We start from the raw sequence: 13,041 nt of genomic DNA on the forward strand, positions 1-13,041 counted from the left end.
CAATTAGGCTTTTTTAACGATACGCTGACGTACTGCTTCATATAAACAAATACCGGTTGCCACTGAGACATTTAGACTAGAGACCACCCCAGCCATAGGTAATTTCACCAGATAATCACATTGTTCACGGGTCAGCCTACGCATGCCATCCCCCTCAGCGCCCATAACAATGGCAGAAGGAATAGTTAGGTCTTGCTCATAGATAGTTTGGCTTGCTTCACCTGCAGTGCCGAAAATCCATACCCCTTTATCCTGTAACTTCTTCATTGTTCGAGCAAGATTAGTCACAGCATAAACAGGCATACTTTCTGCTGCCCCACATGCAACCTTGCTCACGGTCGCATTTAACGGTGCTGATTTATCTTTTGGCATAACCAAGGCGTGAGCGCCCGCCGCATCGGCACTTCGCAGACAAGCCCCTAAGTTATGGGGATCAGTAATGCCGTCTAGGATAATAATCAGAGGTGGTTCATCTAGGTTTTCAACCAATTTATACAAATCAGCTTCATCTTGAGAACGTGTCATCTTGGCAAATGCGGCCACACCTTGGTGCACAACACGTTCTTGGCTAGCTTTAAAAAGCTGATCAATTTCACGCCTAGCTACCACATTGGCTTTTATGCCATTTTCACGACACAAGTTTAAAAGACGTTTAATCTTTTTATCATCTCGACCTTCTTGGAATCGAATCTCTTTAATTCTTTCAGGCTGTTGTAATAATAAGTTTTCAACGGCATGAATACCGTATACCCATTCTAAATCTGACATAGTGATCTTTTTCAACTCAAAGGTAATAGTTAGAAAATCTACTGACATTTGATTAGCCAGTAGATATCAAGTAAAGGTTAGCGACTCACCTTAATCTTGAGCACGTGCTTTAGCATTGCTCTTTTTTCCTTTTTTCTTGGCTTTTTTAATCGCGCTTATTTTCTTAGCGGCAGCACTTTTAGGCTTTTTAGCAGGCTTAGCGGGTTTGTTAGCCGAATCTGTTTTTTTCTGACGAATTCGCTTTCCCTTAGAAACAGGCTTTTTGCGAGCACGTTTTTTCTTCGTCTCGTGACCCGATTTATCAGCGTTTGCATCATCAGCCTTTATTTCTTGCTCTAGCTTTTCTTTCGCTTTAGGGCGACTCGGGGCACCAAGCTCCATCGGCGGTAATTGTGCCAGCTGCATTTCAAGTTCGGTTAATTCAGACTTTTTAGCCTTAGGGGCTCTAGGTGCTTTCTTCTCACTCAAAATGGCAAGGTCAATTTTACGCTGCTCAAGATTAACTTGGGCCACGCTAACCTTGAGTTTATCCCCAAGACGGAACACTTTGGCAGTACGTTCACCCACAATAACCTGCATTTCAGGATCATGATGGAAATAGTCATTACCTAAAGCAGAAATATGCACTAGACCATCAACAAACAGGTTTTGTAATTCAACAAAAATACCAAAAGGTGTAACGGCAGTAATGACACCGTCAAATTCTTCACCTAGATGTTGCTCTACATACTGACATTTTAACCAAGCTTCAACATCACGGGTTGCCTCATCGGCGCGACGTTCTGATATAGAACAAGACTCACCAAAGCCATCCATATCCGCTTCATCATAACCATAGATTTTTTTCGCTTTTAACTCTTCACTGCCAGCAACACGAACCGCTTGGCGTAACTTAGGACGCCCCTCACCTCGGATTAAATAACGAATGGCTCTGTGGACCAATAAATCTGGATAACGGCGAATCGGCGAAGTAAAGTGAGTATAAGCGTCATAATTTAAGCCAAAGTGACCTAAATTATCTGGCGAATAAACGGCTTGGCTCATGGAACGAAGAATCATAGTCTGAATACTTCTCGCATCCGAGCGACCCTGTACATCAGCTGATAAGGCAGCATAATCATCGGGAGTCGGTTTTAAACCACCACCAATAGACAAACCTAAAACAGACAGATAATCACGCAAGGCAATCAGCTTTTCTTCTTTTGGCCCTTCATGAATACGGAATAAGGCAGGTAAGCCAGATTTTAACAAGAATTCTGCCGTCGCAACGTTAGCACACAGCATGCACTCTTCTATAAGCTTATGAGCATCGTTTCTTTCAACTGGCACGATTTGATCAATTTTAGAAAACTGATCAAACACCATACGGGTTTCAACCGTATCAAACTCAAGCGCACCTCGTTCATCACGTGCTTGGCGCAAAACCTGATAAAGCCCAGCAAGGTCATCAATATGAGAAATAATACCGGCATACCTTTCTCTTAATGCTTGGGCCTGAGGTTCACGCTCACCGTCGACTGGTTCAGCGATCATTTGCGCAACCTTGGTATAGGTCAAACGGGCATGAGAACGGATCAGGCCTTCGTAAAACTTATAACTGCGCATTTTACCGCGTGACGTTAACGAGATTTCAGCCACCATGGCTAAACGGTCAACATCAGGGTTTAAAGAGCAAAGCCCATTTGATAAGGCTTCTGGCAACATAGGAATCACACGACCAGGGAAGTAAACCGAGTTCCCCCTAACGATCGCTTCGGCATCCAATGCACTGCCTTTTTTAACATAGTGAGAGACATCGGCAATGGCCACATAAAGCTTCCATCCACCCGGTGTTTTCTCACACATTACCGCATCATCAAAATCACGAGCATCTTCACCATCAATAGTGACGAAAGGTCGATCTCTTAAATCAACACGATTAATTTTGTCTTCTTCTGCGACTTCTACGCCGATTTTCTTAACTTGCTTGATAACCGCATCGGGCCATTCATGGGGGACCTCGTATCTATGCAAGGCCACATCAATTTCAAGCCCAGGAGCCATAAAGTCACCCAAAATTTGAGTGATTACACCTTTTGCAGCATTACGTTTATCAGCATACTCCGTCATTTCAATGACCACATACTGCCCATGTTCAGGGTGTAAACCTGTATCTTTTGCGAGCAGAATATCCTGAGCAAGACGTGGGTTTTCTGGTGTCACAAATTCAGCTTGGCTTTCTTTGTAATAGCGACCTACTAAACGAGCATGCTTATGTTCAAGTACTTCGACGATCACACCGTCAAGTCGTCCTCGCACAGTACGACCAGATAAACGAACACGGGCTTTATCTCCATCCATAACCAGCTGCATTTGACGAGCAGAAATGAAAACGTCATCTGCATCCTCACGCAATAGAAAGCCATGACCTTCTTTATTGCCTTGTATATAGCCTTCATAAAAATCGTCTTGGGCAAGGGGGGCATATTCGTTATTAATGCAGCTTGCTTGATGATCACGCGCCATGGCAATTAAGCGGCGACGTAATGCTTCTATTTCATCTTCCCCAGTTAAATTAAATTGTTCACATAAAGCAGGATGGGAAAACGCGTTATCTTGTGAGGCAAGAAATTCAAGAATATATTCTCGGCTGGGGACGGGGTTTTCATATTTGGACGCTTCACGCGCTTTAAAAGGATCGATAGTATTTTGTTCTTTGTTGGTTTTTTTAGTCAACGTTGATATTCCTTGAGTTGATCAATTTGATGGCACAGAGTTAGGTGAGCCTTGCACATCACATTGTCAAACAACCCGATGTTAAGCGTTATCATATTGTTAGCTATAAATGAGCTAATTCGAACGCCCGCTTATTATAGAGCAGTGAGACAAGCACAGATAGAAGTTTTTGCCGAGTCTTACTTTATTCCAGCGCTTCTTAAATGAAGTAACAAAATACTAGATACCCAAGATGACAATTTTTAGGTCGGAAGTTAAAAAAAGTTGCTTTTTTAATCGATCGATTTATTCGTTTGAATGGTAATTCCACAACAAAACAGGACTCAAATACGAAATTCTCTTCGAAATATGAAATAGAAAACGGAAAAAGCGACCGATAAAACCCATTATTCCAATTAAATTTAATAAAAATATCACTAAAAACGTCAACCTATCGATTTTTTAGATAGGTTGACGTTGATTTTTTAAGCCCTGTGACGCTCTAATTCCATATCCTGCATCACTTTGGTGGAAATTTCTTCCACAGATAAATGGGTTGAATCGACATACTGAATCCGTTCTTGACGATAAACTGCCTCAACTTCAGCCACCTCATAACGGCATTGTTTTAACGAAGCATATTTACTTTGCGCCATTCGACCTGTTCGAATTTCATGCAATCGATTCGCATCTATCGTTAAACCATAGAGACGTTTTTTGTGCGGTTTCAACACTTTAGGCAAACCATTTGCTTCAAAATCATCTTCATTCAAAGGATAGTTAGCCGCTTTAATACCATACTGCATGGCAAGATATAAACTGGTAGGTGTTTTACCGGAACGAGAGACCCCCAAAAGTATGATATGCGCCTCTTCTAAATTTTTCACAGAACAGCCATCGTCGTTAGCCAAAGCATAGTTAATTGCATCTATACGGCCATCGTAGACCCCTTCTTTAATACCATGAGCCTTTTGAGCCGTCGGCCTTGCAGGTACTCCTAGGGCTTTTTCGATAGGTGAAAGTAAGTCACCAAAAAGATTATAACAATGACCACATGACGATTGAATTTTGTCCCGAATAATATGATCAGAAATAGTGTAAAACACTAAGGGAACATCCCCTGATTTAGCATCCTCTTCAAGCTGCTGACAAAAACCCAGCGCCTTATCCACTGTGGTTAGAAATGGCACACTCTTGGTATCTATCTTCACATCAAAAAAAGACAGCATGGCAGAGCCGAACACTTCTGCAGTAATTGCTGTCCCATCAGATACAAAATACACCTTCATTTTTTTCTCCAAGTCGTTGTTAAATTGTCACATTTTAATGGGCCAAACTGGCAATTATGTTGTTATGTAACGACATAGTTTTTTCCGTTTGAAATAAAACCACATCGAATATTCAATTTTGTCGATTACCCATTCGCTACATACAATGAGCTCAATGAGTAAAGGTGGCAAGCCCAAATGCAAATCAGCAAATGGCGCACGAGAATACAGATAAGCATGTAATCACACTTTGAAAATCAAAGCTCAAGACGCAAGCACGAGAAAAACTGTTCGTAAGAACAGACAAAAAAATAACGAATAAAAATCGCACTTAGGAGTGATACAGGTGAGCAATTTCATTAAGTGGTTTAAAGATTTAGGTATTGACGATGTCGGTACTGTGGGTGGCAAAAACGCCTCTCTAGGCGAAATGATTTCCAATCTAACTGAACTTGGCATTCAAGTTCCAAACGGCTTCGCAACCACTTCCTATGCTTATCAAACTTTCCTAGAGCAAAGTGGCCTTAACAAACGCATTCATGATTTATTAGACACCCTAGATGTTGATGATGTCCATGCCTTAGCAGAAGCAGGCAAACTGATTCGTGAATGGGTAGAAACAGAAGAGTTTTCTGACGAGTTCAACAAAGAAATTGAAGACGCCTACGCTGTACTTGCTCAAAACAATGCTGAAGCCTCTTTCGCTGTACGCTCATCAGCGACCGCAGAAGATTTACCTGATGCCTCTTTTGCTGGCCAACAAGAGACCTACCTTAATGTTATTGGCCTTGAAGACATCAAGCTTTCTATCAAGCGTGTTTTTGCCTCTTTATACAATGACCGTGCTATCTCATACCGTGTTCACCAAGGCTTTGAACACAAAGGTGTGGCTATCTCTGCGGGCATCCAAAAAATGGTACGCAGTGACATAGGCGCTTCTGGGGTTCTTTTCACCCTGGATACTGAATCTGGCTTTGATGACGTTGTTTTCATCACCTCAGCTTACGGCTTAGGTGAAATGGTTGTACAAGGTACCGTTAACCCTGATGAGTTCTTCGTGCACAAGCAAACATTGGCGGCTAACCGCCCAAGTGTTGTCCGTAAGGCACTGGGCAGCAAAGCACAAAAAATGGAATATGCTGATGCCGACAGCGCTGACGAGTTTGTTAAAATCGTCCCTGTTGCATTAGATAAACAAAAAGAATTCTCCCTAAGCGACCAGGAAGTTGAAGATCTTGCTCGTCAAGCTTGCATCATTGAAGAGCACTACCAGCGTCCAATGGACATTGAGTGGGCTAAAGATGGTATCGACGGCAAACTTTATATCGTACAAGCCCGCCCTGAAACAGTACGTAGCCAAGAAAATACGCAAAGCATGGAAAGATTCCGTCTTAAACATGAAGGCGAGATCATCACTGATGGCCGCGCTATCGGTCACAAGATAGGCTCTGGTACAGTTAAAGTGCTTTCATCTATCACTGAGATGGATCGTATTCAAGACGGCGATGTGCTGGTAACTGACATCACAGATCCAGATTGGGAACCTATCATGAAACGCGCTTCTGCGATTGTCACAAACCGTGGTGGCCGTACTTGTCACGCGGCAATCATTGCCCGCGAGCTTGGTATTCCTGCGGTCGTTGGGTGTAATGATGCCACCAGCGTTCTCAAAGATGGTCAAGAAGTGACCGTTTCTTGTGCACAAGGTGATTTAGGTATGGTTTACGAAGGTCTCATCGACTTTGATGTCATCACCTCTGAAGTTGGCGAAATGCCCGACATTCCAGTGAAAGTCATGATGAACGTAGGTAACCCTAACCGTGCATTCGACTTTGCCATGCTGCCAAACGAAGGTATCGGCTTAGCCCGCCTAGAATTCATCATCAACCGCATGATTGGTATTCACCCGAAAGCACTGCTTAACTTTGATAGCCTAGACGCTAGCTTGAAAGAAGAAATTTCAGAACGCATTGCAGGCTACGCATCACCAGTTGATTTCTACATCGACAAATTAGTAGAAGGTGTTGCCACACTTGCTTGCTCTTTTGCGAACAAACCAGTCATTGTCCGTTTATCTGACTTTAAATCAAATGAGTACCACAACCTTGTTGGTGGTCCTTTGTTCGAACCAGATGAAGAAAACCCAATGCTGGGCTTTCGTGGCGCAGCACGCTACATAGATGACTCTTTCCGTGACTGTTTTGCACTTGAGTGTGAAGCGATGAAACGCGTACGTAACGAAATGGGCTTCACTAATGTACAGCTGATGATTCCATTTGTTCGTAACCTAGACGAAGCACGCCTAGTCACCGAACTACTGGCTGAGCAAGGTCTCGTACGTGGTGAGAATGGCCTGAAACTTATTATGATGTGTGAACTGCCTTCAAATGCACTGTTAGCAGATCAGTTCCTAGAATACTTCGATGGCTTCTCAATTGGTTCGAACGATTTAACTCAGCTAACACTTGGTCTAGACCGTGATTCAGGTCTGATTGCTGATAAGTTCGACGAAAGAAATGAGGCTGTGAAGATCTTGCTTAAAATGGCAATCAAAGCATGTCGTGAGAAAGGAAAATACGTGGGTATCTGTGGTCAAGGACCATCAGATCACCCGGATTTCGCTGACTGGTTAGTGGCGCAAGGCATAGAAAGTGTGTCCTTGAACCCAGATACCGTTGTCGAAACTTGGCTGCATCTTAATGAGGTAATTGAAAGCACCTCACTAAGTCAGAAAGCCGTTTAATCGCGGCCCAGTAAAGTAATCTAGCGTAATACTTACCTTAGATTGCGTTACTCTCTAGTTTTTAGCCCTGCAGTACTTACTGCGGGGCTTTTTTTTGCTTCATAGAAAACACTAAACCCATTGAAACGGTTTACCATCTTAGCCGTACTTTTTAGAAGCACAATGTCTAGAAGCGTAGAGCCCAGAAGCACAGACTCTAGAAAACCAGAGCACAGAAGCTCTTTGTACATAACCCTTTGTTGGTAGCACCAGATAAGATTATTTAGTCGCGCTATTGTGTCTTATTAAACTGTGCTTTATTAAATTGAGCCTTATTAAAAGGGTGGCTCAACAGTCGGTCTTTAAGCTCATCCGTTAAAGCTAAAGAAGATTTATTTTCATGATCAAAATGAACATGGACAGCGGTACCTGACGCACATTTTCGCCCGCCCTGCCAAGCTTCTTGATACACATCAAAGGAACTAGAACCGATACGAGACACACCTGTTCTAAGCTCAATCTCTTGTCCATAAAAAAGCTCACCATGGAATTCAACATCAAATTTCGCCAAAATTAAATGCCATTTTTTAAGTGATAAATCCGGTGTAAATATTTGAAAAATAGGGTTTCTTGCCCCCTCAAACCAAATAGGGAGCATGGTGTTATTAATATGCCCTAGACCATCCGTATCAGAGAAACGTGTTGCAATTTTTTCAACCAACATAACAATCCACTTTTTTATTAAAATCAAAGCATGACGATTACTAAGGGTAATATCAAGTAACTACAATACATTTCTAATGCCCTTCATTGAAATACATAAAAATGTAAGCAAATCATTGATGTCTACAAATTATAAGGTGTCACTATATTGATTTTACTCTCGGGTAAACTGGCTTTAGGGATCACTTTTTGAAACATGAGTATGTGGCTAAAAGCCCGTCTCACATCCTCTTCTAAATCATGATCTATGATCAAATCCAATTTATGAGACATCAGTAGAGCCCTATTTTCTTGGTCAAGGTCGTGGCCAATAAAAACATCAATTGGGCGAGATAAGGCACCAAACGCATCTAAAATAGCTTGGTTACCACCACCCACACTGTAAACACAATTTATGTCGCTATCTTGCTCAAGCTGAGATATCAGCTTGATATAAACCTTGCCCGCCCCGGATCTCGACAATATTAATCCAAGAAAAAGACTCTCGAATCAAACTTCGAAAACCTATTTCTCGCTCTTCTTCCCCTCGAAATTCCTGACGACTCAATACCACTGCCACGCTCGCTTGTTGCTGTTCAATAGCCGATTTAACATATAAGCCGCCGTACGACCTGCAGCACGATTATCTATCCCGATATAGGCAAGTCGTTTGCTATAAGGCAGGTCTGTTACCAAGGTCACCACAGGGATATTCATCTCGAATAAGTGATCAACACCTTGTTTGATAAGGCTTTCATCTGGTGCTTTTAAAAGAACGCCATTTGATCCACTTGCCTCACACCCTAGCAGACATTTATTTAACTCAGGCAGAGAAATAGACTCAAACAAATGAAACCTTGGATGAATACGCCAATTAGGCAAGGTCGCTAGATTAGCCAAGATAGCCTGCTTTACCGCATCAGGAAAACGCTTAGGTGCTTGCATAATAATATCGATATACAAGGTTCGCCCAAAAGCATTGTGTAACCCTTCTTGCTCTTCTAATTCTTCAATTTAGAAACTTCAAAAAGTTGGCTAGCATTTCCAGCATGGAGACTATATCCGATAATTTTAAACGACACAGATGATAAAGAGGATTGTCTTCAAAAGATATATACTCATTATGCATCTTGCTCCATAACCCGTATTTAATCTAAAGGCGACCTATGCCACACAAACTCAACACTCCCAGACTGACTGTTCTAGAAGCCAATTCTAAGTTAGAAATATTAGATTTAGGCGCAATCTATAGCAGTATTATCAAGATCCTCACCCCAGAGGTTGTGTCTCAATTACCGCCATATTTTTCAGGCATAGATTCACGAGAAAGTGCCCAAACTTGGTTCGAGCGCATGCTAGATGAAAGTCTGTTATTTTTAGTTTATCAAACTGAATTACAACACCTTATCGGATTTAGTTTTATCTACCTTGAGCAGACAGATGAAGGACAGAAGAATGCACACCTAGGTTATCTACTTGCACAGGCGTCTTGGGGAAAAGGCTTTGCAAGCGAACTCGTCAGCCATTTAATTGCGCATATTCAAACAAGAGACCTTGCAGACACTCTCATCGCAGGTGTTAATGAAAGCAATCTCGCCTCCATTGCCCTACTCAAAAAATTAGGCTTTAAGCAAAGTGAAAGTGACGTACCGGCAAACCTCTTTTTTCAGCTTAAATTAAACGACTAAGCCCTCAACTAAACCTAGTTTTAAACTAGACACATAAAGAAAAGGACTTTTATGTACACCCCGAAAAACCTCGCCATGGAAGACACCGCACAGATTCACGCCTTTATTAAAGCCCACAGTTTCGGTGTTTTAATTTTTGATACCGCAGCAAAAAACAATGAAAAAGCACATGAAACAAACTTAAATGGAACCCACCTTCCTTTCCTTCTTGATGAAAAGCAAAACCTTCTTTATAGCCATATGGCCAGAGCTAATCCCCATTGGAAAAGCTTAGAGGGCACAGAAGTTCTGATCATTTTTTCAGGCCCTCATGCTTATATCTCTCCCACCTGGTACGCCCACAGCCCTGCCGTTCCCACTTGGAATTACGCAGCTGTCCATGCCTATGGCAAAGTAAGTTTATTAAATGATGATGACACCCTAAGTGTTATCGACGATAAATTAAAAACTTACAAGCCTTCATTACTTAAAACGAATGAAGAAGGGATAAAAGAGCCCGTCACTGACGAATTCAAACACAAACTACTTAGTGCCATCGTCGGCTTTAAAATCGAAATAACAAAACTCGAAGGCAAATTAAAACTGGGACAACATCGACCTAAAGCCGACCAAGAAGGGGTTTACAAAGCGCTCTCTGAATCACCAAGATTAGATGATCAGGCTTTAGCACTATATATGGAGAAGATGGCTATAGGATGTGGCTAAAGCCAAGAAAAATAAGTTTACAACATGACTTCTTATTGAATTTAATCTATGAAAAGCCATGTTGAACTAATGCTGCAATGAATTAAAGAAGTATTCATATTCAAACCACTGGTTAACCAAAAGCTAAAAACACTTTAAGCTGGTGCCACAACAGCCTTTTTCTGTCATTTGAAATCGTTATAATTCAAAAACTATCGAACCCCTGCACCTTGACTAGCAGTAGAGGAAGCCTCACAAATTTCTCCCGAGTTAGCAATATCAACCACAACACCCCATTCTTTACCTGAAGCAAAAGCAGTCATAGCCATTGATAGAGCAGCTTTGGTTCGTTCAGCTCCCATATTAGTGACACTAAAATTAACGCGCTCATAAAGACAGTTAGATAATAAACTAGAATTATTAACAGAAATTTGAAAGCTTCCATCAGAACCCAGTGTGTATATTTTGGTTACTTTTCCAAAATACCAAGCATTTCCCGCATAAACAGAAAAGCTACACAAACAGAACAACATAACAAATATTTTCTTCATACACCCACCAAAATCCTTTTTCGTTCAAATAAGTTATTAATAAATGATTGCTAACTCTTTAATAGCACAAGCATTAGAACCCTTATCAAAGTAAACACATTATTTCTTATTAGCATAGAAATAGATAGTGCAACAGATAACATTGCCTTAATAGCGTTTTCTGTTACGCCTACAATACCTTCTCTAACATGATGATACTTTGGATTAGGTCCATTTAAAAAATCAGGAAACTCACTTTTATTAAAGATTGCGCCGTTATCATTTTATCGGATAAAAATAATAAGTAATCTTAGCATTAAACTAAATGTGAAATTTTTTATTGGAGTCTTACCATGTCAAGTGATTCAACATCACTATGCTCATTACAGGCAGAAAGGCCACTTAGTTTAACTTTTGCTTTAGATGCGTAAGCTGTTAATAAAGCTGAAAGCTGCATTTTTTGGATTTCATTAGTAAGAGGAAGACTATAGTCCCAAGAGGTATTAACAGCACACGATATCTGATTCTCAGGCGTTTTATCTGTTTTAATCAAAGCATACCCATTTGACTGTTTAATATGAACAACATTAACAATGGCGTCATCAATGCTACTTGAAAAGACCTCAAAAGATATTGTTAATAATAAAAAAGAAAATATTTTTTTCATCTATCACCCCTTAAACCTGGTTAAAAATTAAAATGATATTATTTAAATAACTATCAAGCCTAACCCATGGTAGATCTAACTCATAAAAATACTTAACAAGACAGGCATTCTTTTAAAAAGAAAAAATTATTTGAATTTAAAATAGGCATATAACAAGGTTTCTATTGAATCAATGCCACTACAACTATCTGTACCCTTTATCACAACCTCTTTACCAGAAGAATACGCGGTAAGTAATTGAGAGTAAGTCGATTTCCCTGAATTAGTATCTGTTCTAACTACAAAGGCCCAAGAGTCTTCAGCCCTACAATTAGGGCCTTGATAATACACTTCATCAACCATAATCACAGCACAAGATTCAAAAGCACATAACGCATCATAATGACTACCTGTCCCTATCGATAAAATTGGCCCTTGATAAAATCCTGCAAATGAACTCGTTGAAAACACAGACATAAAAGTAAAAAGTGACACTTTGATTCTATTTGATTTTTTCATCTTTTAATTTCCTTTAGTTTCATAAATACATAGAACCACACTTAATTATGGGTACCTCCATGCCGATCTTATTCAATACATTGATGGGAGTGAAAACTAATATAAGACAGCCATTATAAAAAAATTAAAAATAATATCCACTCTTAACAATTTATTTCAGCTTAATATGAGATATCCAGCAAATTAAAGTTGGGTGTCTAAGAGAACTTTCTCTTTAAAGTTTTAATTAGAAACCATTTCTATGCCATGAAGATTCATGCCATATAGCGGATGGCATGACTTATCTAGTAAAAAATATACCTTCTTATTTTGAGCGTTAGCAGTCGCTGCAACAGAGAACATACTATCAGCAAAAGCATGAGCATTTGGGTCTCCCCAATAAGTTGCTTTTTTCTGATTTATGTTTATATCACATGGTATGTCCGTAGGCGTTTCAGCAAAATGCACAGTGGCTCGACCGCCACCATCCCAGTATCTTGCAACTTTAGTAATAGTATAGGGTCCATACCATTTCTGCCCTGGAGAAGCATTAGTTGTTGCATGTAAATTTAATGATACAATAGAACTCAAAATAATAATAAAAACTTTTTTCATGAGATAAACCTATATAATATATTTATATTTCAAGAATGGAATCAACATAATTTTAAAAAAATCGTATACTATACCAAAGAAAGAAATATTTAAGATTTTTTTTATTTTTATAAACCTAAATCATTTACCCTACATACTTTACCGCTATGCCCTAATATAAGACAGCCATTATTAAAAATAATATCCACTCTTAACAATATAATTTCAGCTTAATATGAGATATCCA

13 protein-coding genes are annotated in these 13,041 nt (G+C 40.2%); 3 read left to right on the forward strand and 10 right to left on the reverse strand.

The annotated features are described in order from the left end of the window. Positions 1 to 3 precede the first annotated feature (3 nt). From rlmB to MED121_RS10155, 3 genes are all read right to left on the reverse strand, one after another. The gene (gene rlmB / locus MED121_RS10145) at positions 4 to 768 is read right to left on the reverse strand and encodes a 23S rRNA (guanosine(2251)-2'-O)-methyltransferase RlmB (RefSeq protein WP_036180179.1); all 765 of its coding nucleotides are present in this window, start codon (positions 766 to 768) and stop codon (positions 4 to 6) included. A gap of 90 nt (positions 769 to 858) precedes the next feature. Continuing rightward, positions 859 to 3,483 (reverse strand): ribonuclease R, encoded by a 2,625-nt coding sequence (rnr, locus tag MED121_RS10150; RefSeq protein WP_009833592.1) that lies wholly within the window; start codon positions 3,481 to 3,483, stop codon positions 859 to 861. A 464-nt stretch (positions 3,484 to 3,947) separates the two neighbouring features. Continuing rightward, positions 3,948 to 4,751 (reverse strand): pyruvate, water dikinase regulatory protein, encoded by an 804-nt coding sequence (locus MED121_RS10155; protein ID WP_009833593.1) that lies wholly within the window; start codon positions 4,749 to 4,751, stop codon positions 3,948 to 3,950. Between the two features lie 325 nt (positions 4,752 to 5,076). Here MED121_RS10155 and ppsA point away from each other — a divergent pair, with 325 nt between their 5' ends. Beyond that, a complete protein-coding gene (ppsA, locus tag MED121_RS10160) occupies positions 5,077 to 7,473 on the forward strand; it encodes a phosphoenolpyruvate synthase (protein WP_009833594.1) in 2,397 nt (798 codons plus the stop codon). A 271-nt stretch (positions 7,474 to 7,744) separates the two neighbouring features. On the opposite strand, the gene MED121_RS10170 is transcribed toward ppsA, so the two are convergent. The 3 genes from MED121_RS10170 to MED121_RS24055 all read right to left on the reverse strand — a co-directional run bounded on the left by MED121_RS10170 (position 7,745) and on the right by MED121_RS24055 (position 9,117). Further along, entirely contained in the window at positions 7,745 to 8,176 is a 432-nt protein-coding gene (locus MED121_RS10170; protein WP_009833596.1) for a thioesterase family protein, read from the reverse strand. Positions 8,177 to 8,298: 122 nt separating this feature from the next. After that, complete coding sequence (locus tag MED121_RS24050) at positions 8,299 to 8,637, reverse strand: putative DNA-binding protein (protein ID WP_009833597.1); 339 nt, start codon at positions 8,635 to 8,637, stop codon at positions 8,299 to 8,301. Positions 8,638 to 8,718: 81 nt separating this feature from the next. After that, a complete protein-coding gene (locus MED121_RS24055) occupies positions 8,719 to 9,117 on the reverse strand; it encodes a substrate-binding domain-containing protein (protein ID WP_083789385.1) in 399 nt (132 codons plus the stop codon). Positions 9,118 to 9,320: 203 nt separating this feature from the next. Here MED121_RS24055 and MED121_RS10180 point away from each other — a divergent pair, with 203 nt between their 5' ends. Together MED121_RS10180 and MED121_RS10185 are read left to right on the forward strand one after the other, a co-directional pair. Next, positions 9,321 to 9,842, forward strand: coding sequence for a GNAT family N-acetyltransferase (locus MED121_RS10180; RefSeq protein WP_009833600.1), 522 nt, complete (start codon positions 9,321 to 9,323; stop codon positions 9,840 to 9,842). A gap of 51 nt (positions 9,843 to 9,893) precedes the next feature. Continuing rightward, positions 9,894 to 10,547, forward strand: coding sequence for an FMN-binding negative transcriptional regulator (locus MED121_RS10185; RefSeq protein ID WP_009833601.1), 654 nt, complete (start codon positions 9,894 to 9,896; stop codon positions 10,545 to 10,547). Positions 10,548 to 10,738: 191 nt separating this feature from the next. Here the strand turns inward: MED121_RS10185 and MED121_RS10190 are convergent, their stop codons facing one another. The 4 genes from MED121_RS10190 to MED121_RS10205 all read right to left on the reverse strand — a co-directional run bounded on the left by MED121_RS10190 (position 10,739) and on the right by MED121_RS10205 (position 12,815). Then, complete coding sequence (locus MED121_RS10190) at positions 10,739 to 11,077, reverse strand: hypothetical protein (RefSeq protein WP_036179919.1); 339 nt, start codon at positions 11,075 to 11,077, stop codon at positions 10,739 to 10,741. Between the two features lie 316 nt (positions 11,078 to 11,393). Then, on the reverse strand, positions 11,394 to 11,723 hold the full coding sequence (locus tag MED121_RS10195; protein ID WP_009833603.1) for a hypothetical protein: 330 nt from the start codon (positions 11,721 to 11,723) through the stop codon (positions 11,394 to 11,396). A 126-nt stretch (positions 11,724 to 11,849) separates the two neighbouring features. Then, the gene (locus tag MED121_RS10200; RefSeq protein WP_009833604.1) at positions 11,850 to 12,221 is read right to left on the reverse strand and encodes a hypothetical protein; all 372 of its coding nucleotides are present in this window, start codon (positions 12,219 to 12,221) and stop codon (positions 11,850 to 11,852) included. Between the two features lie 222 nt (positions 12,222 to 12,443). Continuing rightward, entirely contained in the window at positions 12,444 to 12,815 is a 372-nt protein-coding gene (locus MED121_RS10205; RefSeq protein WP_009833605.1) for a hypothetical protein, read from the reverse strand. Between the last annotated feature and the right edge of the window lie 226 nt (positions 12,816 to 13,041).

Origin of the sequence: Marinomonas sp. MED121 (assembly GCF_000153025.1) — a bacterium.
Taxonomy (GTDB): Bacteria; Pseudomonadota; Gammaproteobacteria; order Pseudomonadales; family Marinomonadaceae; genus Marinomonas.

Coding starts and splice junctions, on each gene's coding strand:
- rlmB (WP_036180179.1), bottom strand. CDS start 768: ATGTCAGATTTAGAATGGGTATACGGTATTCATGCCGTTGAAAACTTA.
- MED121_RS10155 (WP_009833593.1), bottom strand. CDS start 4,751: ATGAAGGTGTATTTTGTATCTGATGGGACAGCAATTACTGCAGAAGTG.
- MED121_RS10170 (WP_009833596.1), bottom strand. CDS start 8,176: ATGTTGGTTGAAAAAATTGCAACACGTTTCTCTGATACGGATGGTCTA.
- MED121_RS10180 (WP_009833600.1), top strand. CDS start 9,321: ATGCCACACAAACTCAACACTCCCAGACTGACTGTTCTAGAAGCCAAT.
- MED121_RS10185 (WP_009833601.1), top strand. CDS start 9,894: ATGTACACCCCGAAAAACCTCGCCATGGAAGACACCGCACAGATTCAC.
- MED121_RS10190 (WP_036179919.1), bottom strand. CDS start 11,077: ATGAAGAAAATATTTGTTATGTTGTTCTGTTTGTGTAGCTTTTCTGTT.
- MED121_RS10195 (WP_009833603.1), bottom strand. CDS start 11,723: ATGAAAAAAATATTTTCTTTTTTATTATTAACAATATCTTTTGAGGTC.
- MED121_RS10200 (WP_009833604.1), bottom strand. CDS start 12,221: ATGAAAAAATCAAATAGAATCAAAGTGTCACTTTTTACTTTTATGTCT.
- MED121_RS10205 (WP_009833605.1), bottom strand. CDS start 12,815: ATGAAAAAAGTTTTTATTATTATTTTGAGTTCTATTGTATCATTAAAT.